15 protein-coding genes and 1 pseudogene are annotated in these 22053 nt (G+C 69.2%); 10 read left to right on the top strand and 6 right to left on the bottom strand.

The genetic code is table 11. The features are described 5' to 3' along the window. Positions 1-119: 119 nt before the first annotated feature. Complete coding sequence (locus ACZ4YL_RS33295; protein WP_468121529.1) at positions 120-1613, bottom strand: long-chain-fatty-acid--CoA ligase; 1494 nt, start codon at positions 1611-1613, stop codon at positions 120-122. Positions 1614-2042: 429 nt separating this feature from the next. Here ACZ4YL_RS33295 and ACZ4YL_RS33290 point away from each other — a divergent pair, with 429 nt between their 5' ends. The 6 genes from ACZ4YL_RS33290 to ACZ4YL_RS33265 all read left to right on the top strand — a co-directional run bounded on the left by ACZ4YL_RS33290 (position 2043) and on the right by ACZ4YL_RS33265 (position 8485). After that, entirely contained in the window at positions 2043-3065 is a 1023-nt protein-coding gene (locus ACZ4YL_RS33290; RefSeq protein WP_468121528.1) for an AraC family transcriptional regulator, read from the top strand. Positions 3066-3398: 333 nt separating this feature from the next. Continuing rightward, positions 3399-4451 carry a beta-keto acid cleavage family enzyme gene (locus ACZ4YL_RS33285; protein ID WP_468121527.1) on the top strand — a complete coding sequence of 351 codons (1053 nt, stop codon included), beginning with the start codon at positions 3399-3401 and terminating at the stop codon, positions 4449-4451. Positions 4452-4577: 126 nt separating this feature from the next. After that, positions 4578-5552, top strand: a complete 975-nt coding sequence (locus tag ACZ4YL_RS33280) for a quinone oxidoreductase family protein (RefSeq protein WP_468121526.1) — start codon at positions 4578-4580, stop codon at positions 5550-5552. Positions 5553-5600: 48 nt separating this feature from the next. After that, the gene (locus ACZ4YL_RS33275) at positions 5601-6515 is read left to right on the top strand and encodes a TauD/TfdA dioxygenase family protein (RefSeq protein ID WP_468121525.1); all 915 of its coding nucleotides are present in this window, start codon (positions 5601-5603) and stop codon (positions 6513-6515) included. A gap of 105 nt (positions 6516-6620) precedes the next feature. Then, a complete protein-coding gene (locus ACZ4YL_RS33270) occupies positions 6621-7904 on the top strand; it encodes an MFS transporter (RefSeq protein ID WP_468121524.1) in 1284 nt (427 codons plus the stop codon). Continuing rightward, positions 7901-8485, top strand: a complete 585-nt coding sequence (locus ACZ4YL_RS33265; RefSeq protein WP_468121523.1) for an RBBP9/YdeN family alpha/beta hydrolase — start codon at positions 7901-7903, stop codon at positions 8483-8485. The genes ACZ4YL_RS33270 and ACZ4YL_RS33265 overlap by 4 nt, the downstream gene beginning before the upstream one ends. Before the next feature lie 38 nt (positions 8486-8523). On the opposite strand, the gene ACZ4YL_RS33260 is transcribed toward ACZ4YL_RS33265, so the two are convergent. Then, positions 8524-11367, bottom strand: a complete 2844-nt coding sequence (locus tag ACZ4YL_RS33260; protein WP_468121522.1) for an ATP-binding protein — start codon at positions 11365-11367, stop codon at positions 8524-8526. A 598-nt stretch (positions 11368-11965) separates the two neighbouring features. On the opposite strand from ACZ4YL_RS33260, the gene ACZ4YL_RS33255 reads away from it, so the two are divergent. Together ACZ4YL_RS33255 and ACZ4YL_RS33250 are read left to right on the top strand one after the other, a co-directional pair. Continuing rightward, positions 11966-13816, top strand: a complete 1851-nt coding sequence (locus ACZ4YL_RS33255; RefSeq protein WP_468121521.1) for a ricin-type beta-trefoil lectin domain protein — start codon at positions 11966-11968, stop codon at positions 13814-13816. A 199-nt stretch (positions 13817-14015) separates the two neighbouring features. After that, a complete protein-coding gene (locus tag ACZ4YL_RS33250; protein ID WP_468121520.1) occupies positions 14016-15335 on the top strand; it encodes a polysaccharide deacetylase family protein in 1320 nt (439 codons plus the stop codon). A gap of 70 nt (positions 15336-15405) precedes the next feature. Here the strand turns inward: ACZ4YL_RS33250 and ACZ4YL_RS33245 are convergent, their stop codons facing one another. Both ACZ4YL_RS33245 and ACZ4YL_RS33240 read right to left on the bottom strand, forming a co-directional pair. After that, a complete protein-coding gene (locus ACZ4YL_RS33245; protein WP_468121519.1) occupies positions 15406-17250 on the bottom strand; it encodes a transglycosylase domain-containing protein in 1845 nt (614 codons plus the stop codon). Positions 17251-17644: 394 nt separating this feature from the next. Continuing rightward, a complete protein-coding gene (locus ACZ4YL_RS33240) occupies positions 17645-17962 on the bottom strand; it encodes an immunity 53 family protein (protein ID WP_362814654.1) in 318 nt (105 codons plus the stop codon). Between the two features lie 72 nt (positions 17963-18034). Here ACZ4YL_RS33240 and ACZ4YL_RS33235 point away from each other — a divergent pair, with 72 nt between their 5' ends. Together ACZ4YL_RS33235 and ACZ4YL_RS33230 are read left to right on the top strand one after the other, a co-directional pair. Next, on the top strand, positions 18035-19156 hold the full coding sequence (locus ACZ4YL_RS33235; protein WP_468121518.1) for an IS630 family transposase: 1122 nt from the start codon (positions 18035-18037) through the stop codon (positions 19154-19156). A 316-nt stretch (positions 19157-19472) separates the two neighbouring features. Beyond that, positions 19473-20546, top strand: coding sequence for an amidase domain-containing protein (locus tag ACZ4YL_RS33230; protein ID WP_468121517.1), 1074 nt, complete (start codon positions 19473-19475; stop codon positions 20544-20546). On the opposite strand, the gene ACZ4YL_RS33225 is transcribed toward ACZ4YL_RS33230, so the two are convergent. Both ACZ4YL_RS33225 and ACZ4YL_RS33220 read right to left on the bottom strand, forming a co-directional pair. Beyond that, the gene (locus ACZ4YL_RS33225) at positions 20528-21253 is read right to left on the bottom strand and encodes a molybdopterin cofactor-binding domain-containing protein (protein WP_468121516.1); all 726 of its coding nucleotides are present in this window, start codon (positions 21251-21253) and stop codon (positions 20528-20530) included. The genes ACZ4YL_RS33230 and ACZ4YL_RS33225 overlap by 19 nt on opposite strands. Before the next feature lie 94 nt (positions 21254-21347). After that, positions 21348-21656, bottom strand: a pseudogene (locus tag ACZ4YL_RS33220) (nitroreductase family deazaflavin-dependent oxidoreductase); the annotation flags it as partial. Positions 21657-22053: the final 397 nt, after the last annotated feature.

The raw sequence follows: 22053 nt of genomic DNA, 5'->3' as shown, positions 1-22053 counted from the left end.
TCAGCCGGCCACGCAGGGCTCGGTCTCCCCGTTCGGGCAGGGCTCCCCGCCGTCCAGGGGAGGCGGGAGAGGAGGGCCGCCCTCAGGAGCCGGAGAAAGGCCGAGCCCGTCCGGAGGTTTCACCGACCGGTGACCACGATCTCGCGCTTGAGGATCTTGCCTGTGGGGCCCTTGGGGAGCTCGGCCGTGAAGGTGACGATCCGGGGGTACTTGTACGCCGCCACCCGGTCCTTGACGTACTCCCGGATCTCCTCGGCCGTGGCCTCGGCACCTGGCCGGAGCACGATCACCGCTGCGATCTCCTCGCCGTGGAACGAGTGCGGCACGCCGACGACGGCGGCTTCGGCGACGGACGGGTGCGCGTAGAGCACCTCCTCGACCTCACGCGGGTACACGTTGTAGCCACCGCGGATGATCAGGTCCTTCTTGCGGTCGACGATGAAGTAGAAGCCGTCCTCGTCGACACGCGCCAGGTCACCGCTGTGGAACCATCCGTCGTGGACCGCGTCCGCCGTGGCCTCGGGCCGGTTCCAGTAACCCCGCATGAGGTTCTCGCCGCGGATCGCGATCTCGCCGACCTCTCCCGAGGGCACCGCGCCGCCGCCCTCGGCGACGAGCTTTATCTCGACTCCGCGGACGGGCTGTCCGATCGAGCCCGCCTTGCGCGGGCGGTCCGGGTGGTTGAAGGCGGTGACCGGTGAGGTCTCGGACAGTCCGTATCCTTCGAGGACGGTGACACCGAAGCGCCGCTCGAAGCCGTGCAGCACCTCGACCGGAAGGGAAGCGCCGCCCGAGACGGCCAGGCGGAGCCCGTGGGCGCTGAAGCCTTCGGGGAGCTCGGCATGGAGCAGCGCCGCGTACATCGTCGGCACGCCGAGGAACACGGTGACCCCGTCGCGGGCCATGATCTCCAGGGCGCGCTGCGGCTCGAACCGCGGCAACAGGGTCAGTGTGGCGCCGGCGGCGACGGCCGTGTTCAGCGCGCAGGTCTGGCCGAAGGCGTGGAAGAGGGGCAGGCCACCGAAGAGCACATCGTCGGGTCCGACCTGCAGCAGCGTCTCGGCCGCGGTGGCGGCGTTGGTGGCCAGGTTCCGGTGGGACAGTTCGGCCCCCTTCGGCGTCCCGGTCGTGCCCGAGGTGTAGAGGATGAGGGCCGGGTCGTCATCGGTACGGTCGACGACGCCGGGCACCGGTTCGTGGGCCCGCAGCATGTCGTCGAAGTCCGCGGGCTCGGTCACCAGGCATTCGGTTCCGGTCTCGGCAGCGGCCTTCACGACCTCGTCCGCGAACAGCGGGAACACCAGCGCGATCCGCGCCCCGCAGTCACGCAGGGTGAAGGCCACCTCACGGGCTTTGAGGAGCGGATTCATCGGCACGACCACGCCGCCGGCCCGCAGGATGCCGTAGTGGACGACCGGGAACAGCGGCACGTTGGGCATGGTCAGCGCGACGCGGTCGCCGGGCTGGACGCCGCGGTCGCGCAGGAGGGCCGCGACTCTGGCGCTCGCGTCGTCCAACTGGGCGTAGGTGAGCGTACTGCCGTCATGGCGGACGGCGATGCGATCGCCCTGGGCCGCGGCGGAGTCCACGAGGAACGTGGCAAGGTTGGTCATGTCGGCGATCTCCTTGGTTCGTCTCGGCCTGCGGGGAGGCAGCCCGAGGGCGGATCACGTCGCGAGGGGGACCCGTCGCGAGCGCGGGCGGTACCGGTGCCGTGCGACCGGGGCCGACCGGGCCCGCAGCGATGGCGCCTGAGCCCGGGCCGGTCGTGGTCCTCGGAGTCAGCTCGCGCGTGCGTGATCGTGTGGGTGTTCCGCCCCGGTGCGGCGACGGGCCCCGAGCAGGGCGCGTGCAGCGGCTCGACCGCGCGCGTCACACCGTTCATGTCCGCCTCCGTGCCATCGTGCGTTCGCCGGCCCAGGGCGGTCGCCACGAGCGGACCGGGCCGGCGAACGGCGCCATGCTAGGTTGCCCACTCAGCGCTGTGCTTGTCCTGGCGTGACATGAGACTTTTCTTTTCGGGACAGTCTTGGAGCGTGCACATGAGGCCCCTGGTCCGCACCGCAGCCCTCAGCGGCTACGTCGAGCTGTGTCGATCGCTCGGTATCGACCCTCAGCCGCTGATGAAGCGCGTGGGCCTGGACACCGCCGCCCTGGCGGTCCAGGACCGGTGGATCTCCGGCTCCGCCGCGGTCCAGGTGCTGGAACTGTCGGCAGCCGCCACGGGTCACGAGGACTTCGGATTGCTCATGGCGGAGTTCCGGCGCTTCTCCAACCTCGGCCCCATCAGTCTGGTCGTCCGTGAGGAACCCGATGTGCGGAGCGCACTGGGGCTGTTGATCCGCCACCAGCACATGTACAACGAGGTCCTGGACACCCGGCTGTCCGAGGGGGACGGGCTGGCCACGTTGAAGGTCGACCTGCGTCTCGGCGAAGCGATGGACACCCGGCAGGCCACGGAGCTGGCCATCGCCGCCTACCACCGAATCCTGCGCGACTTCCTGCACACCCGGTGGCAGCCGCTCTCCGTATGGTTCAGGCACCCTGCACCGGCGGACGTCTCGACGCACCGGCGCGCCTTCGGCCCCATCGTGGAGTTCGACCGCGAGTTCGACGGCATCGTCTTCTACGCGGGCGATCTCGACGCGCCCAACGCGATGGCGGATCCACTGCTGCGCGAGTACGCCCACCAGTACTTCGAGGCGATCACCGTGCCCAGGGACACCACCGCCGCGGACCGGGTGCGCGAGCTGATCGAGGTCCTGTTGCCGACGGGGCGCTGCTCGATCGAGCAGGTCGCCCGCAGCCTGGGCGTCGACCGGCGGACGGTTCACCGGCACCTGGCCGCCTCGGGCGAGACGTTCTCCTCGCTCCTGGGCGCCACCCGCCGGCACCTCGCGGAGCAGTTCGTCGCGAACCCACGGCGCTCACTCACGGAGATCTCCGACCTGCTGGGTTTCTCGTCGCTGAGCGGTTTCTCGCGCTGGTTCCACGAGCAGTTCGGGTGCAGCCCCCGGGTATGGCGCAGCGCCAGGAGCCGACACCGGCTCCCCGGCCAGGACTGACACCGCGGGCGGGACGGGCTCGGCCGAGCCGTGCCTGCCCACTCGGCACGGCTCCCGCGATGTCCCCAAATGACAAATTATCTGTCCCTGAGAGTCAAGCGATCGCCGTTGCCCGCCCCTACCTTGGCACCACCGCAGAGACGCGGTCGGCCGCCGGACGGAAGCGGGTTCCCCTATGCACGCTTCCTCCGGACCGGTCGATCGTACGAGGGCCGCCATGCGCCCCCTGTCCCCGGTGACCCGCATTCATCCTCGCCGGACATCCCAGCCCCTCGCATCGCACGCGGCGATGCTTCCGGCGAGTGATCACCGATCGCACGAAGGAGACGGACCGTGCATTTCCACGACGACTCACTCTTCCCGGAGAACCAGGAAAAGCTGGTGATCCAGGCCGCTCCCTACGGGCCGGAGTGGCTGCCCGGCGACGCCGACGACCTCCCCCTGACGATGGACGAGCACGTACAGGCGGCCGTGGACTGCTACAACGCCGGGGCCACCGTGCTCCACATCCACGTACGCGAGCTCGACGGCAAGGGCTCCAAGCGGATGTCCATGTTCAACGAGCTGCTGGGCCGGCTGCGCCAGGCCGTACCGGACATGGTCCTGCAGATCGGCGGCTCGATCTCGTTCGCTCCGGAGGACGAGGGCAGCGAGGCCAAGTGGCTGAGCTACGACACCCGCCACCTGCTGGCCGACCTCGACCCCGCGCCGGACCAGGTGACGATCGCGATCAACACCAGCCAGATGAACATCGTCGAGATCATGACCGACGACGACCTGGCAGGCACCTCGATCGCGAAGCCCGAGTACTACAAGGCCTACCGCGACATGGTCGTCGAGGCGGGCCCCGATTTCTACCTGGAACACCTGGAGCGCCTGCGCGAGAACGGCATCCAGCCGCACTTCCAGCTCGCCACGCTGGCTCAGCTCGAAACCGTGGAGCGGCTCATCCGGGCCGGCGTCCACACCGGCCCGCTGATCCTCAACTACGTGGCCATCGGCGGCGGTTTCGCGGGCCGGCACCCGGCAGATCTGATCGAGTTCGTCCGTCGCACCCCGGACGGCGCCGTCCTCACCATCGAGAGTTCCATGCGCGCGGTGGCGCCGATGAACGCGATCGGCATCGCGCTCGGTGTGCACGTGCGCGTGGGCAACGAGGACAACCTGTGGCGGCGCAAGGGCGAGCGCATGACCACCGTCGAGCAGATCGAGCAGATGGTGCAGATCTCCGAGGCGCTCGGCCGCGACATCGCGACGGGCGCCGAGGCCAAGAAGATCTACAAGCTCGGCGAGCACTACTCCGGGGCCGACGAGACGCTGGCCCGTCTCGGCATGGTGCCGAACCGCCGTCCCGGTCAGCGCGGCCCCATGCTGCGCGTCGTCTGATCGCGGCACGGGACCACCACGCCGCCGTGCAGCCGCGCGGCTGCGGACCCACGGGGCTGCCGGGGCCCGCGGCACCGGCGGCCCGTTCCTCTCTTCCCCACCTCCCACGAACAACGGAGCACGCCCATGGCTCACGCCATTCGCTTCAAGGAGACCGGCGGTCCCGACGTCCTGCGCTGGGAAGAGGTCGCCGTCGGCGACCCCGGTCCGGGCGAGGTACGGATCCGGCACGAGGCCGTCGGACTCAACTTCGCCGACACCTACTTCCGCAGCGGCCTGTATCCCGCACCGCTGCCCGCCGGACTGGGTGTCGAGGCCGCGGGGGTGGTCCAGGCGGTGGGCGAAGGCGTCACCCATGTCGCCGAGGGCGACCGGGTCACGTACACGGGAAGCCCGCTCGGCGCCTACAGCACGGAACGGGTCATGCCCGCCGGCTCCCTGATCCGGCTGCCGGACGGCATCGGCTTCGAGACGGCCGCCGCGATGACCATGCGCGGCCTCACTTCCGCCTACTTGTTGCGCAGGATCCACCCGCTGAAGGCCGGGGACACGATCCTGCTGACCGCGGCGGCGGGCGGTGTCGGCCTCATCGTCTGCCAGTGGGCCAGGCTGCTCGGGCTGACCGTCATCGGCACCGTCTCCACCGAGGAGAAGGCCGAGCTCGCCCGCGCCCACGGCTGCGACCACGTCATCCGCTACCAGCGCGAGAACGTGGCCGAGCGGGTGCGCGAACTGACGGACGGCGTCGGCGTCCCGGTCGCCTTCGACAGCATCGGCAGGTCCACCTACGCCGCCTCGCTGGCCTCGCTGCGGCGTCGCGGTCTGCTGGTCTGCTTCGGTACGGCGTCCGGGCCGGTCCCGCCCATCGACGCCATGCAACTGGCGGTCAGCGGCTCCCTGTTCGTGACCCGGCCGGCTCTCGCCGACTACATCGCCGACCCTGCGGAGCGAGCGGCGCTGGCGGGAGAGCTCTTCGACCACGTCGCCTCCGGACGCATCGCCATCGAGATCAACCAGCGCTACGCGCTCGACGACGCCGTACGGGCACACCGCGAGCTGGAGTCGGGGCGGACCACGGGATCGTCCGTCTTCGTCCTCTGAGCCGCTGCCGCATCACGCGCGTCTCCACCCTCTCCAGGAGGAAGCACCATGGAAAAGACCGTCTCTTCGCCGGGAGGCGCACCCTCGCCGGTGCGCGCCCACTCCCGCGGCTCGATCAAGGTCGAGCCGCTGACCTGCACCATCGGCGCCGAACTCTCCGGAGTGAACCTCGGCGACGCCGTCCGCGACGACGACCTGTTCGCCGAGATCAAGGCCCTGCTCCTGCAGTACAAGGTGCTGTTCCTGCGGGAACAGGACATCACGCGAGCCGAACACGTCGCCTTCGCCGAGCGCTTCGGCCTGCTGGAGGACCACCCGGTGGCCGGCAGCGACCCCGACAACCCCGGCCTCGTACGGATCTACAAAGACCTGGACAGCGCGCCGGAGCACTACGAGAACGCGCTGCACACCGACGCCACCTGGCGCGAGAACCCGCCCATGGGCGCCGTGCTGCGGTGCATCGAGTCGCCCCCGGTCGGCGGTGACACGATCTGGGTCAACATGGCCGAGGCCCACCGCCGGCTGCCGGAGCACATCAAGACACAGATCCGGGGACTGCGGGCCCGGCACAGCATCGAGGCCGCCTTCGGCGCCGCCATGCCGCAGGAGAAGCGTCACGCGCTGGCGGCGCGGTTCCCCGACGCGGAGCACCCGGTGGTGCGCACCCACCCCGAGACGGGCGAACAGATCCTCTTCGTCAACGCCTTCACCACGCACTTCGTCAACTACCACACCCCCGAGAACGTGCGCTTCGGGACGGACTACGCCCCCGGCGCGGGCCTCCTGCTGAACTACCTGATCAGCCAGGCCGCCGTCCCCGAGTACCAGGTGCGCTGGCGCTGGACGCCGAACAGCGTCGCCATCTGGGACAACCGCTCCACCCAGCACTACGCCGTCCAGGACTACTGGCCCGCCGTCCGCAAGATGGAGCGCGCCGGAATCGTCGGCGACAGACCGTTCTGACCCTTTCCCTTTCCGCCAAGAGCAGTTGAGGTGATGACAATGGGGTTTTTCACCACTGCGGAACCCGCCCCGGGCAGAACCGTTTCCGGTTCCTCGGAGTGGCCCGTGTCCCGGCGCTACGCCTGGGTGGTCTTTGCACTGAGTTTCGGACTTCTGCTCTCGGACTACATGTCCCGGCAGGTCCTCAACGCCGTCTTCCCGATGCTGAAGGCCGACTGGCTGCTCTCGGACGCCCAACTGGGCTCCCTCAGCGGCATCGTGGCGCTGGCGGTCGGTCTGCTCACCCTCCCGCTCTCGCTGCTGGCCGACCGATGGGGCAGGGTGAGATCCCTGGTCATCGCGGCCACGATGTGGAGCCTGGCAACCCTGGGCTGTGCGGTGGCGGCGAGCTACGACCAGATGTTCGCCGGCCGGCTCTTCGTCGGCATCGGCGAGGCCGCGTACGGCAGTGTCGGTATCGCCGTGGTCCTCAGCGTCTTCCCGCGCGCCCTACGGGCGACGCTCTCGGGGGCCTTCATCGCCGGCGGGGCCTTCGGCTCGGTCCTGGGCGTATCCATCGGCGGCGCCGTGGCCCAGGCGTACGGCTGGCGCTGGGCGTTCGGCGTGATGGGCGTCTTCGGCCTGGTGCTCGCGGGCATCTACGCCGTGGTGGTCACGGAGAAGCGCCTGGCCCCGCAGCAGGATCCCGCGGAGGGCGGGGCCCGCACGGATGAACGCGACCGCCTCCGCGTGCTCCTCCCGCGGCTGTTCTCCTCCGTCTCGGTCGTCAGTGCCTACATCGGCAGTGGTCTGCAACTGTTCATCGCAGGCGCCCTGATCGCCTGGCTGCCCAGCTACTTCAACCGCTACTACGACATGCCCACCGCGAAGGCCGGGGCGACCGCAGGGCTCTTCGCCCTGATGATCGGAATCGGCATGATCGCCGGAGGCATCGCCTCGGACCGGATCAGCCGTCGCGTCCCGATCCGCAAGTGGGCCGTCGCCATCAGCTGCAGCGTGGGCTCCCTCGTCCTGCTGATGACTGCGTTCCGCCTGCCGGCCGGCCCCGTGCAGCTGCTCACGCTGGGGCTGGGAACCCTGCTCTGCGCCGGAACGGCCGGGCCCGGGGCCGCCATGGTGGCGAACCTGACCCCCGCGGCCATCGCCGCGACGGCGTTCGCCACGCTCACGCTGGCCCAGAGCCTGCTCGGACTCGCCCCCGGCCCCGCGGTCACGGGGATGCTCGCGGACCGGCTCGGTCTGCTCGGCGCGTTCCAGCTCGTCCCGCTCGTGGCGATCGGGGCCACCGCGGCGTTCCTGATCGGCCGCCACTCCTACGAGCGTGACATGCACCGTCTGACCGGAGTCGCTCCGGTGGCGGAGCCGCAGAAGACGGAGGTGTCCTCATGAGCCGTACCACCGGGCCGGTGGTCGTGATCGTCCCCGGTCTGCGCGACCACGTCGAGGAGCACTGGCAGACCCTGCTGGCGGATCGGCTCACCGAGGCGGGGCGCAGCGTCCGCACCGTTCCCCCGCTGACGCAGGACCGGCTGAGCTGCGAGGCAGGCGTCGCCGCACTGGACAAGGTGATGGTGCAGATCGCGGGGCCCGTCGTACTGGTTGCCCACAGCGCCGGTGTGATCACCACCGTCCACTGGTCCCGGCGCCACCCGGCACAGGTGCAGGTCCAGGGGGCGCTGCTGGTGACGCCGCCGGACTTCGGGCAGCCCTTGCCGGAGGGCTACCCCACCACCGGCGTGCTCGACGAGAACGGCTGGAACCCGGTGCCCCGTTCGCCGCTGCCCTTCCCCAGCATCGTCGCGGCCAGCTCGAACGACCCGCTGGGCACCGTCGAGCGAGTGGCCGAGCTGGCCCGGCACTGGGGCGGCCGCCTCGTGGAACTCGGCGATGTCGGCCACCTCAACCCCGCCTCCGGCCATGGCCCGTGGCCGAGGGCGGAGGAACTCCTCCGCGAGCTCGAACACGGCTGATCCCCCGTACAGCCCCCGCGAAGGACGACATCGACGGTTCAAGGCTGCTGGTGTTCGGGCGGGCTCTTGCGGCGGATCACCTCGGTGGCCAGCTCCACTCGTGAGGTCAGTCCGAGCTTGCGCAGGATGTTGGAGACGTGGGTGCTGACGGTTCGGCGCGAGATGCACATGCGGGCGGCTGTTTCGGGGTTGGAGTGTCCGGCAGCGACGTGACCGGCGATGATGCGCTCGGTGGAGGTGAGTGCTTCCCATCCCAGGCGGGCGGTGTTGCGGGGGCCTCGGGTGCCGCGGCTCACGGAGACCGCGCGAAGGCGGGCGGTGGCACGTGCCGCGTCCCAGACTGCGCCCAGGCCGGCGTAGATCGCCAGGGCTCGGTCGAGGTGGGCGCGGCCGTCGGAGGGCCGGCCGCGTATCGCGTGCAGTTCGGCGGCGTCGGTGAGGGCGTGCGCCTGGTTCAGCGGCCGTGTGGCTTCACGGTAGTGACGGGCTGCCTCCAGCAGCAGCTCCGGATCCTGTGCGATGAGCCCTTCGCACCGGCAGGCGTCCCCCAGATGGTAGGGAGCGCTGCTGTGTGCGGCACGCGAGCGCGCCGCCTGCGCGTAACGCCGGGCTGCCGGCGAGTCGCCCTGGTCAAGCGCGAGTCGGACCAGATCCGGTGTCAGGAAGCTGAGGATCAGCTGACCGGGCAGATGCCCGATTCCGGCATCGAAGCTGTGCGCCAGGCGGCGGAAGGCGCGCTCGGGATGCCCTTGCGCCTCGTCCAGCAGGGCCTGGGTGCACAAGAGGACGTACTCGTAGAACCAGGAGACCGTTCCGCTGTCCTGTGCCGCTGCAGCCTGGCGCATGTGGGTCTCGGCGTCGTCCCGCCGGCCTTGATGGACGGCTATTGCCCCCGCCAGCGCTCTCAGCGCCCGGCTCATTGCGAAGTGGACGCCGGGGTCGAGGCCTGCGTCCACCTCTGCGATCGCGTCCTCCCACCGGCCGGCATGGAAGGCCAGCAGCGCACAGGACAGGTGGTACCACGGCAGGAACACACCCCCGAGGTCCTCGGCGCTCGGGCGGACGCTCGCCAAGGTGCGCTCCGCGTCCGGGGTCAGATCCAGCTCCATGTAGCAATTGGCCAGCGCGAGCTGCAGCCCGAGCCACTGCGCCGGATGGATCGTGTCGGGTGTCAGACGCGATGCCTGACGGGCGAGCTCCAGTGCTTCAAGGCCCGGGGCCTCCAGGAAATGCTTGGCGGCCAGCACTTGCAGGGCATAGGCCAAGGCCGTTGCGTCGCCCAGCTCGGCAGCCGCTCGCCGCGCAGCGGCAGCCACGGCTCCCGCTTCCGGCAGCCGCCCCAGGGCGAAGAGGCATACCGAGGCAAATGCCTGGAACCGGACCGCATCGACTGTGGCCGCCCCCGTTGTTCCGCACGCGAGACGGGTTTCTGCCAGAGCGACGTCGGGGCGGCCGCGCGCGAACGCGGCCTGCACGATGATCCAGCGGAACAGGTCTGCCAGACCGGAATCGGCAGGTCTGGCCAGAGCGATGCGGGCGCTCTCCTCTGCCTCGGCCAGAAGACCTGAGGACAGTTGCGCGACGACACGGTGCAGACGTAACTGCTCGTAGCGGGGGTCGGCGGGATCGGCGATCTCCAGCGCCGTGCCCAGCAGCCGCAGGGCCAGGCCGGGCGCACGCGCGGTGAGCTGCGCTGCGGACCCGGTGAGCCAGGGGACCAGGAACTCCCCGTCCGGGGGAGCGGCTTCCAGCAGATGTCCGGCGACTCGCTCGGGCGCCGCCCCGGCACGGGTCAGAGCCTGCGCGGCCCGGATGTGCAGCAGCGAGCGCACTGAACTCGGCACGGCGTCGTGCAGAGCTTGGCGTACCAGGTCATGGCGGAAGACGACACGTGGGCCGTCGGGGGTCAGGATTCCGGCCGCTTCGGCATCAGCGACGCCGGCGAGCAGGACATGGGCCGGCGCCTCCAGTACTGCTGCAAGGTCGTGCAGCGTGCAGCCGGCTCCCAGCACGGACGCCGCGCGCAACACCTGCAGGACCTCGTCACGCAGATACGCCAGCCGGTGAGTGATCAGCGTGTCGATCGCCGGAACGGGGCAATCGGCCGTGACCTCTGCGACGCCCCCGTGCATCGTGATCGCCTCTTCCCGTTGAAGGGCAGCGATCAGCTCCCCCAGGTACAGCGGGTTGCCCGCCGCACCCTCGCACAGCCGAAGCAATCGAGGGCCGGGTTCATGCCCGATCGTGTCGGCCAGCAACAAGGGCACGGCCGAGGAGGCCAGCGGACCGAGCTGCAGTACCGTGCGATTGCTGCCTCGCAGCCCGCGGGCGAGTACGTCGACCTCGACCACCCGGGGAACCGGGCGAAGCGCCCCGACGATCAGCAGCGGCAACTGAGCCACCGATTGCACGAGCCGCTGCAGTACCAGCACACTGGCCCGATCGGCCCACTGGAGGTCATCGAGGAAGAGCGCCACGGGCCCCTGCGCACAGATCTCCTCCACCAGAACGCACATGGCCTCCACGGTGGCGAAATCCGCGCCTCCCGGCGTGCCCGGCAGCCCGTACCGAGCCTGCCCCAGGAGGACTTCGGCGGCCCGCGCCCGCAGCGGGTCCACAGGGCCGTCATCGATGCCCAGGCAGGCCGACATCAACGCGAACGGGCGATGCGCCTCCAGCTCCTGCGCCGATCCCCACAACGCCTGGAGGCCGGCGCCTTCGGCGTCTGCCGCCGCGCACCGGAGCAGCGCCGTCTTGCCCGCCCCGGCCTCGCCGGCGATGAACGCGGCCTGCCCCGAGCCGCGCGCGGCACGTACCGCCAGAGTGGTGAGGACCGCCGTTTCGGCATCGCGTCCGACGAGGCGATGCCCCGAGAATTGCACGGCCGTCTCTCCCGTAGTGATGCCATCTGCCTGCTGAACCAGGCAGCCTTGCGCCGGACCCGACCGGCGGTACCGCGGTGTCGGATCCAGAAGAGTCGGCTGCCCCACGAGAGGTAGCGGCCTCTGACTGACTGCCCTTCCCCGGCAGCAGGTGGTGACGGTCGCATTCCCGCAATTCGGCCAAGGCCGCGCCTCTGCGAGTCACACGCGCCGGGCTGCGACCCGTCGAGCTGACTCCACGACAGCAGACAATAGACGCAGTCCCGTTGCGATACGTACCGGGTGGCGCACATTTGAGCTTCATAAGAGGCTTCGGAGGCCGGACGGTCAATCCGGGGCGCCTTTCTCCGGCGTCGGCCTGCCACACCCGATCGCCCTGGCCCGGACACACCCGCCGCTCCCCCAGGCATTCCTACGTCAGGTGACGGATGTATCGGCAGCTGCGCGTTCCTACTTTGGCGGTGCTACGACGGCTCCCTCCTCGCAGGACCGTCGGACCGGACGAAGGAGGAAGTGGCAGATGCACAGCAGCGATGCCGTTCGGGCTCACGTGCCCAGGAGGCGGCGACCCAGACCCCCGGTACCCATCGGGGTCCTGGTGTCGACGATTTTCGCACTGGTTGCCGCCCTACTGGGGGCGGGGGCCCAGCAGGCGCAGGCGGCCGGCGAGACGTCCCACCAGTGCCGCTACGCCGGTGACGGCAAGAGCGCCGAGGACTGTGTCTTCATGCTCGCCAAGGACCAGCGGGCGATGGATGTGCCCTGGAGTTCGTCCGATTCCGGGGCGTGGCTGCAGGCCTATGACCGCAACGACGGCTCCAACCAGGTGTTTTCGTTGCAACCGCAGGGTGACGGAAGTTTCCAGATCAAAACGAATTCCGGGTTGTGCCTGATGCCGGGATGGTGGGACTCCACGTGGCGGATCCGGCCTGTGGAGCAACAGCGGTGCGACGGCTCCCAGAAGTATCAGTACTGGTATTTCGAGCCGGGTCAGTCCAAAGACTCGGGAACGAAGTTCATGATCCGCAACGTGGTCGACGACCAATGCATGGACGTGGCGAGCAGCTGGCTCGCCGGCCACTCCGACTACCTGAACATGTGGCTGTGTCACGGCAAGGAGAACCAGTTGTGGGGCTCCCGCTTCGGCGGCGGGAAGGACTTCACCACTGACTGGGCCGCCAAATACGCGCTGACCAAATGTGATGCCGCCGTCCTTGCGCATTCGGCCTACCCGTACTGCAGCTACAGCCAGACGCAGGCGGCGGTGACCGGCAACGACGCAGGGGTGGCCCTGTGCCTGCAGGCACAGCACACCGACGCGGCGATCCCGTCGACCACCGTCGACTACAAGGTGACCAACAGCACCTCCACCATCACAACGGATTCCATCGCCAACGGCACGAAGGAAACCATCACCGTCAAGCTGGGTTCCTCCAGTGATTTCTGGCACGCCGACTTCGCGGTCGAGGCATCCCAGCTGATCACCCACTCGGTACAGACCGGCACGACCAACACGGAGGAGAAGACCTACCACGCCGTGGTCCCCGCGGCGCCTGCACACTCCACGACCTGGGTGAAGGCCTTCCCGGTCAGCAAGACCTACACCGGCCGGTTCGTTTTCGCCAAGGGCAGTTGGGACGAGTGGACCTACTCCACCGACGCCGAGATCACCGTCACCTACCCCGCCGGTTCGGGGGCCACCATGATGTACGACTCGGGTGTCGCTGAGGACAAGCTCGACGAGAACGGCCGATGGGTACGGCAGCCCGCCTGCATCAGTGACGGACCGACCCGGAGCATGACCACACCGGATCAGCCCGCGCCGGCTCCCGTCCAGCCGCCGCAAAAGCCGGCCACGGTCGGCAGCTTCCGCTCCGGCTTCGAGTCGGGCGACCCGGTACCGGCCTGGACCCACGCAGTCGACACGGCCGGTGGAGGCCTCCACAACGTCGACGGCCCTCAGGCAGGCATCCGCAGTGATGGAACCGCCCACACCGGCACCGGCGCACTGGCGTACTCCGGTTCCAGCCGGACCGGCACGGACCACGCCGACGCCTACATGAAGGTCTACGACCTGAGCAGCAGCCCGCTGGCCATCGGCACCGCGATGCCTGACAGAAAGGCCCTCAGCTACTGGATCTACCCGCAGAGCCACGCCACCGCCGCCGCGGTCGCCGACGGGTCGAGAAACAGCGCATGCGCCGCCGTGGACCTGGTGTTCACCGACGGCAGCACCCTGCGTGACAGCTGGTCCTGGGACCAAAGGGGCCACCGGGCAAGCCCCGCCGAACAGTGCACGGCCCTCACCCTCGACACCTGGAACTACGTCACGGTCAGCCTCGACGAGAAGGCGGGCAAGCAGATCAGCCGGATCTTGGTCGGCTACGACCAGAAGGATCCGGGCTCCGGCAGCTACCGCGGCTACATCGACGACATCGCGATCAGCTGAGACAACAGTTCACAGAGCCGCACCCGCCGGGTGCGGCTCTGTGGCGGAACGGGACGATCTCCTCGTCGGGAGCTGTGGTTTGGCTGTGAAGCGTCGTACGGGAGGGGCTCAGGGTGCGGGATGAGTGCCGACAAGTTCTATATTCGTACGAACCATCCACGCGCGGCCCTGCTGCGGTGAGCAGGGGGAGACGATTTCGATGGCCGACACCGAAGCCACTGCAGGTACCCGGGCGGAATCCCGGAGCAGCCGCAACGTCCGCAGGAAGGCACAGAACCGCAGGCGCATGGGCATAGGCGTGGCCGTGATCGCCCTGGGCGCGGCCGCCGCCACCGCGTACACCTTCATGGCGGGCCCCTCCGGGACCACCGAGCTCGACGCGAAGCTCGCGGCACCGGGTGCTGCGGCCGACGGGGCCGCCGCCGCCAAGGCAACGGAGGAGGCCTGGGACGGCAAGGTCAAGGTCCTGGGAGACGGCTCCACCTCTTATACCGGACCGCAGCCGGGGCAGCTCAAGCCCGAGCGGCTGAAGCCCGGTGAGAAGCCGCCGCAGTTCGTGGTGTTCTCCTGGGACGGCGCACTGGAAGGCGACGACCACCTCTTCTCCCACTTCCGCCAGGTGGCCCGGGAGAACAAGGCCCACATGACCTTCTTCCTCACGGGCATCTACCTGCTGCCGGAGAGCAAGAAGGCGCTCTACCACCCGCCGCAGCACAGCGAGGGGGCGGCCGCCATCTCGTACCCGACCGTCCCGCACATCAAGTCCACCCTCGGACAGCTGCGCGGCGCCTGGAGCGACGGCAACGAGATCGGTTCGCACTTCAACGGGCACTTCTGCGGGCCCAAGGGCGGCGGGGAGTGGAGCCCCACCGAATGGAAGAGCGAGACGGACCAGACGTACTCGTTCATCAAGAACTGGAAGACCAACACCGGCTTCACCAAGGAGGCGCCGCTGCCCTTCGACCCGGACCGGGAACTGGTCGGCGGCCGTGCCCCGTGCCTTGAGGGCCAGCAGAACCTCCTGACCGCGATCAAGCCGTACGGCTGGCGCTACGACGCGAGTTCCTCGGGAGACTTCCAGCTGTGGCCGTCCAAGCAGGACGGCATATGGAACTTTCCCCTCCAGCTCGTGCCGTTGCAGGGCAAAGACGTGCAGGTCCTCTCCATGGACTTCAACTTCCTCTACAACCAGTCGGGCGACAGCACCCAGGGCGACCCGGCGAAGTTCGCAGGGTGGCAGGCGCAGGTCCGGGGTTCGTACATGAACGGCTTCAACCGTGTCTACAACGGCAGTCGGGCGCCGATGTTCATCGGCAACCACTTCGAGGACTGGAACGGCGGCATCTACATGAAGGCCGTCGAGAACGTCATGAAGGACGTCTGCCCGCGCCAGGACGTGCGCTGCGTGTCGTTCCGGGAGCTGGCGGACTGGCTCGACGCCCAGGACCCGAAGGTTCTGGGCCAGCTGCGCATGCTCGACCCGGCGCAGGTGCCGGACTGGCCCGCGCTGATCAAGTAGCCGGCCCCGGCGGCTGCCGGGCTGCCGGGCCCCGCAGCCGCCGTCCGCCGGGCGGCGCGCGCCGCCCGGCCTACTTCACCGCCTTGACGTAGTTCGCCCACAGGCGCATCGCCCGGTCACTGCCGGGCGTGTTCGGGGCGTCGCCGCCCAGACCCGTCAGCGGCTGCGGAACCAGATCGGTCAACGACATCCGGTAGACCACCACGGCCGTGGACTCGTTCTCGGTGCTGGCCACGAACCAGCCCGCCGTGTTCGCTGCCGTTGTTCCCGTCTTGCCCGCCGTGCCGGAGTGCACCTTGGCCACCGCCTTCGCCGACCCCTCGGTGACGGCGGACCGCAGGGCGTCCGTCACCGCGCGGGCCGTCTCGGCTTTCACGGCCCGGGTCGGCTTCGGCGCATCGAGCGGCACCGCGGCGCCGTTGCGGGTGACCGAGCGCACCGAGTAGGGATCGGTGTGCATGCCGTCGGCGGCGAACGTCTCATAAGCGCCGGCCATGCGGATCGCGCTGGGGGTCGAGTTCTCCCCGAGTGCGAACGCGGGAATCCGCGGCCCGAGGCTCGATCCGAGCAAGCCCGAACGCTCGGCGAACGACTCCACCCGGTCGAGGCCGACATCGAGGCCGAGCTGCAGCATGGGGGTGTTGATGGAGTTGGCGACGGCCTGGCTCAGGGTCACCTGACCCCAGTTGCGGCCGCCGTCGTTGCGGCCCTTCACCACCTTGCCGCTGCGGTCCCAGTACGGGCCCTCGGGCGTCTGCACGGTCACCTGGTCGTTGCCGTCGGACATGGTGGAAGGGAAGACGGGCGTGCGGTCCTTGCCGCGCGTGCGCACCACCCCTTCGTCGAGCGCAGCGGCGTAGACGAACGGCGTGAGCGCCGTGCCGACCGGGATCGTCGTCGCGTTCGACTCGTTGAAGCCCTGCTTCAGGTAGTCGGGGCCGCCGTACACCGCGAGCAGCCGCCCGTCCTGGGCCACGCTCGCCGCGCCGATCCTGGCGTGTTTGTCGGTGTCGGGGCGCCGCTCGGCGTCGAAGTCCTTCTGCGCCTCCTGGACGGCACCGGTCAGGGCCGTCATGCGGGCCTTGTCGAAGGTCGTGTAGATCTGGTAGCCGCCGAGGTCGAACTCGGCGTCCGGGATGTGGCCGGTCTTGATCGCGTACGCCTTGGCCAGCTCGACCAGGTAGCCGGTCTGCGCGCCGGGAGCGCCGGGAAGGGACCCACCCGTGGGTTCGGGGAACTCCGTGTAGGTCGCTCGCTCGGCGCGCGTGAGCCGGCCGGTCTCGACCATGCGGTCCAGGATCCACGACCACCGCTCGACGGCCCGCTCGTGGTTCTCCGGGCTGAGGGCGGGGTCGAACAGTCCGGCGCCCTTGAGCAGGGAGGCCAGGAAGGCGCCCTCGCTGACGCTGAGTTGCGAGACGTCCTTGCCGTAGTACGTCTGGGACGCCCGCTGCATGCCGTAGGTGCCGCGCCCGAACCAGCTGGTGTTGAGGTAGTCCTGGAGGATCTGCTTCTTGTCCCTCTGGTTGTCCAGCTTCACCGCGAGCAGGATCTCGGTGAACTTCCGTGAGAGGGTGCGGTCCTGGTTCAGGTAGGCGTTCTTCACGTACTGCTGGGTGATGGTGGACCCGCCTTGGGTCTCGCCCCCGGTCACCGCGGCGCTCACAGCGCGCAGGAAGCCGGCCGGCGAGACTCCGGGATCCGAGTAGAAACTCGCGTTCTCGGCTGCCAGGACGGCCTCCTGGACCTTGGGAGGGACCTTGTCCAGCGGCATCTCCTGCCGGCTGACCCAGCCCGTCCGGGCCATCGTGGTGCCGTCGGCCCAGTAATAGACGTTGTCCTGCTGCGTGGCGAACGAGTTGATGTCGTCGGGTATCTCCGTGGTGGCGTAGGCGTAGGTGACGAAGCCCGTCATGGCTATGAACGCGTACAGGCAGGCACCCAGCCATTGGCGCCACGAGGGTATCCACCGGCGCCAGCCGGTGCGGCCCGGTCTCGGGAAGGCGGGCCGCAGGCGCCGTAGTTGCGTACGCGCCACATCGACGGCCGGTGCCAGGGCACCGAGCCGGCCGGCTCCCTCCCGGGGACGGCGGCGGGCCCCTGACCTGTCCCGGCGGCCCGACCGGACCCCGCCCGTGCCCTCCGGAGCCGCCCGCCCGCCCCGCGCTTGCCTTCTTGCAGCCGAATCCTGCCTATCCACTGCGAATGCCCCCTGTGCTGTGCTTTCCCGCACACACTAGTGCTCTGACCGCATAGGTTCACCGGCTTGGGGTGGTGTCCGGAGCTGGAGGTATCAGGTTGGGGCCGTCTTACCGTTCGCTGGGCGTGTTCTCCATCGCCCACCTGCGGAAGAGGACGAGTACCTCGGTGAGGTTGCCTGGTCCGCATGCGGCGTCGAAGGTCATGTCGGAGGTCCGGGCCATGACCCAGTCATTCTTGCTGCGTTTGAGGTCCTGGCGGGGGAAGTCGTGTCCCTCCAGGTCGGTGTCCTCCAGGTCGATGCGGACGGACCAGCCGGGGTTGTCGAGCGTCTCGATCTTGACGCCCCACTCGTGCTCCCAGTCCTCGTTGCACTGTGCGGAGTACCAGGCCTGCAGCCACTCCAAGACGTTCTCGGCTTTGTTCATGGCACGAGATGCTAGGCCAGCCGCGAGTCCAGGGCCGGACCGCGGATGGCACAACTTGCCCTGGGGGTCGCGATGGCCGAGCCAGTACGCGCGCGAAGACTGACCGATCAGGAGGGGCAGCGGCTGCAGCAGATCGTGCGGCGGGGCAGCACCAGTTCGGTGCGCTACCGGCGCGCGATGATGCTGCTGGCCTCCGCCGGCGGTAACCGCGTGCCGGTCATCGCCCAACTCGTGCAGGCGGACGAGGACACGGTGCGCGACGTCATTCACCGCTTCAACGAGATCGGCCTGGCCGCACTGGACCCTCAGTGGGCGGGAGGCCGTCCCCGCCTACTCAGCCCTGACGACGAGGACTTCGTCATCAAGACGGCCACCACCCGCCCCGCCAGGCTCGGCCAGCCCTTCACCCGCTGGTCACTGCGCAAACTCGTCGCCTACCTGCGGAAATGCCACGGCCACGTCATCCGCATCGGCCGCGAGGCCCTGCGCTGCCTGCTCGCCCGACGCAGCGTCACCTTCCAACGGACCAAGACGTGGAAGGAGTCCACCGACCCTCAACGCGAAGTCAAACTGGACCGCATCGAACACGTGCTGGAGCACTTCCCCGACCGGGTGTTCGCCTTCGATGAATTCGGCCCGCTGGGAATCCGCCCCACCGCGGGCTCCTGCTGGGCTGCCCAGACCAAGCCCGACCGCATCCCGGCGACCTACCACCGCACCCACGGCGTCACCTACTTCCACGGCTGCTACTCCATCGGCGACGACACCCTGTGGGGCGTCAACCGCCGTCACAAGGGCTCTGCCCAGTCCCTGGCCGCGCTGAGATCGATCCGTGCGGCCCGACCCGACGGCGCACCCATCTACGTGATCATGGACAACCTGTCCGCCCACAAGGGGGCGAAGATCCGCGCCTGGGCCAGGAAGAACCGGGTCGAACTGTGCTTCACCCCGACCAACGCCTCCTGGGCGAACCCGATCGAAGCACACTTCGGACCCCTGCGGCAGTTCACCCTGGCCAACTCGAACCACCCCAACCACACCGTCCAGACCCGTGAGCTGCACCGCTACCTGCGCTGGCGCAACGCCAACGCCCGTCACCGAGATGTCCTCGCCGCCGAACGCAAGGAACGCGCCCGCATCCGCAGCGCGAAAGCCATCCGCTGGGGCGGACGCCCCCTCACCGACGCAGCCTGACCCCAAACCGGTGAACCTATGCGGTCAGAGCACTAGATGTATTTTCTGTGAGGCCGGCGGGGTGGTGGCCTCATCCCGGCCACGGGCGGGCGGTTCGTCCGCAGTGGCGAAGCGGAGGCAGACCGGCACTACAGGCGGGGCCGCTGCGCCTGGCGGCCGTCGCCGAAACGGAACGCAACGAAAGTGTCGCCCAGTTGTGCGACGATGCCGTCCCCCGGTTCGTGTGTACCGGGTGACAAGGGGAACCACAGTGATACCTAAGAGGTTCAGGCCCGCCGCCATTGCGGCCCTGACCGTAGCCTTGGCGTCCGGCAGCATGTTGGCGTACTCGGCGAGTGCAGGCACCGGGCCCGAGGCGGCCGATCCCGCCACCTCCGAAGCCTTCGCCCGCATGGCCGACGACGTGCTCTCCGAGCGCACCCAGGCCCTGGTCGAGGAACAGCCAGGGCGCCGTAATTCCGGCCAGACCCCTGCGAAGACGCGGATGTCGGCCCAGCTGAAGAAGGACGAGGAGGCCGCGATCTCGTCGCTGCGGTCCCGCAGAACACGGCTCGCGGATCTCGGCGAGGCCTACACGGGCGCCGACACCCGCGTCGCCGTCGACCGTGCCACGGTCGCAGGCGGGAAGGCGACCGTCCAGGTCACCGAGCAGACCACGCTCACCTACAAGAAACTGCGCGGCGACGAGCCGGCCACCACCGACTTCCGGACGCGCTACGAACTGACGCTCACCAGCAAGCGGGGCGGTGGCTGGGAACTGACATCGATCAAGTCTCAGGACAGCGGCCCCGTCGCGATCAACGAGCCGGTGGCGACCAAGGTGAACGTCGTCAACGACGACGGCAACCAGTACCCGGACGGCACGCCCGCGTCCACCAAGTACCCCGCCCCGGCCAAGCCCAAGGCGAAGACCGGCGGTACCTACGACTACGCCGCCATGGCGAAGTACGCGGAGAAGTACTGGAGCAACTACAATCCGGCGTACCGCAAGTTCAACGGCGCCGGGGGCGACTGCACCAACTTCATCAGCCAGGCGCTGAAGGCGGGTGGCTGGAAGGCCGTTCCGGGCTCCACGTCGGACTACCGGAACTGGTGGTACGACGGAGCCCGCCAGTCCGATTCCTGGGTCGGCGCGAACGAGTGGGCATGGTTCACGCTGTCCAACCAGCGGGCCGCGAATCTGGCCAACGTGTACCAGACGGACGTCGGTGACATCGTGCAGGTGGACTTCAACAAGGACGGGTCCAAGGACCACTCCATGATGGTGACGTACCGCAGCAGCGCAGGAATGCCGTACCTCACCTACCACTCCACCAATACCTACCGTAAGTCCCTCGCGAGCATCATCGCGTCCTACCCGGACGCGGTCTACTACGCGTACCGCACCTGACGGTTGCCCTTCGGCTTCTCCTGTCGCGGAACTCCCGCGACAGGAGAAGCCGAGCCGACCGCCTGCCGGTCACGCTCGTCCGCCTTCGCAGGGACCCCGGACGGCTGCGAGGGCCGGCCGGGAGACCTCGAAGCCCAGGAGTGCCATGGCGGCGGCGTTGTCTCAGCCGAGTCGGAAGTGCTGGTTGGTTCCCTCGACGCAGTCGTACTGGAGCCGGTGCCGTAGTAGAACTGGCGCCGCGACAGCGCGATCTTGACGGGCCGTTTGGCCTGCCGCGCCGCGAACGCGGCCAGGACGACGTGGTCGTAGGCGCGGATGGCGCTGCCGAATCCGCCGCCTACGTACTCGCAGTGCACCCGGACGTCCTGTTCGGGGATGCCGAGCGCGCCGGCCACGGTGCGGGCCGCGCCCTGGACCCACTGGGACTTGTCCCAGAGCGTGAGCCTGCCACCGTCCCAGCGGGCGATGGTCGAGGGCAGCTCGATCGGGTTGTGGTTCTCCCGGCTGATGGTGAACTCGAGGTCCACCGTGGCGTCCGCCGATCCGAAGGCGCCGTCCGGGTCGCCGCGGCTGTAGTCCGGGTTCGACGGCGCCGTGACCGACGCCGCGCGGGGGTCCCCGAAGTCGGTGAGGGCCGGCTGACGGGCGTACGCCGCTTCGACGAGGGACGCGCCGTGGGCCGCAGCCTCCGCCGTCGTGGCCACCACGACGGCGATCGGCTGGCCGTAGACGCCAGCTCGGTCGAGCGAAGCCGGGGTAACGCCGCGCTTGTTCGGAGTAGATGCGGTCGCGTTCGGCGCCGGTCAGTTCGCGGACGGTCACCCGGTAGGTCGCGGTGCCGCGTTCGACGGTGCCCTCACCGGCGGCGGTCAGGTTGCGGTACCAATCCGGGTTGGTGGGTGCTCCGCCCTTGGTCGCGAAGACGTAGAGGATGTCCGGCGCGGTGTCGTGGGGGAGGTACATCATCGGGGTGACGTGCTCCTGCCCGCTCTTGCGGCCGCGGTGATGGACGAGGACCAGCGGAGCGCCCTCGAAGACCCCGCCGACCCTGCCCTCGTTCGCCCGGAACTCTGCGATGGTCTTCGCGTTCCGGTCGACTGTTTCGCTCATGTCGAACTCCTGTCGTTCACGATCCGGGTCATGCGCCGGGAGGATGGGCTGCAGGGACAGCGCGGGCTCTGCGTTGCGCTGGACGGTGACGCGAGCTGCCGCTTGCTTCGAGGCTCTCTCGCTGTTCGGCGCTCACGGAGGATCTCCCTTCGGCCGGCGACCTCCTGCCGGGAGGCGGGCCACTGTGATCCCTTCCACCAGGCAGGTGAGGAGGCATCACCGGACCAGGGTGATTCGCACGGCCGGGACACCCGCAGAACCGATCCTCTGCGGACAGGCGTGCCTTCTCGATGCCACGGGCCGTCTCGGCTGACAGTGCGACCTGCCGGCGCACGTCGCCCGCAGGGAGAGGCTCCGTGAGTGCCGAACAGTGCGAGAACCCCGACGCGATGCCGCG

The sequence above is a fragment of the Streptomyces sp. NPDC030021 genome (assembly GCF_055574035.1).
This window is presented reverse-complemented; position numbering and strand designations above follow the sequence as displayed.